Origin of the sequence: Candidatus Aquicultor secundus (assembly GCF_002791875.1) — a bacterium.
Taxonomy (GTDB): domain Bacteria; phylum Actinomycetota; class Aquicultoria; order Aquicultorales; family Aquicultoraceae; genus Aquicultor_A; species Aquicultor_A secundus.
This window is the reverse complement of sequence record NZ_PFNG01000244.1, coordinates 1021-1582: the sequence shown is the minus strand read 5'-3', so window position 1 is coordinate 1582 and position 562 is coordinate 1021. Positions and strand designations below refer to the sequence as shown.

The window sequence follows — 562 nt, the reverse complement described above, 5'->3', positions numbered from 1 at the left end:
AGAATCCAGACCAACAACTGCCATTCTTAAGCGTTGTGAAGAATCCAGACCAGCAACTGTCATTCTGAACGAAGTGAAGAATCTAGAGAGCACTCACAGACTTCTGTCACTGAGTTCGTCTAAGCTTTAATTCACCTTGCTAAGAAGTACCTATACTGCATTTACCAAGCATTATCAACCATCCATCTCACGCAGTTTATCTAAGCCTAGACCCTCACACTTCAAACAAACCAACTGCACCCGAGATTCTTCAGTCGCTTTGCTCCTTCAGAATGACAGTGAATTTAGCAGTCTTTTTATTGTGGCACCTATAGCAGCGCTAGATTCTTCGCTTCGCTCAGAATGACAGTGAATTTAGCAGTCTTTTTGTTGTGGCACCTATAGCAGCGCTAGATTCTTCACAACGCTTAAGAATGGCAGTTGTTGGTCTGGATTCTTCACAACGCTTAAGAATGACAGTGAATATTCTGCTATTTTACTAATCCCGCGACCATTTTAGCGGCTTCGGCCCTTGTCGCGGCGCCGTTGGGCTTGAATGTGCGGTTGGGGTATCCGGAGATGA

1 protein-coding gene is annotated in these 562 nt (G+C 44.8%); it reads right to left on the bottom strand.

What is annotated here, in order from left to right:
• Positions 1–470: 470 nt before the first annotated feature.
• The gene (locus COY37_RS12005) at positions 471–560 is read right to left on the bottom strand and encodes an S-layer homology domain-containing protein (RefSeq protein WP_353683025.1); all 90 of its coding nucleotides are present in this window, start codon (positions 558–560) and stop codon (positions 471–473) included.
• Positions 561–562 lie beyond the last annotated feature (2 nt).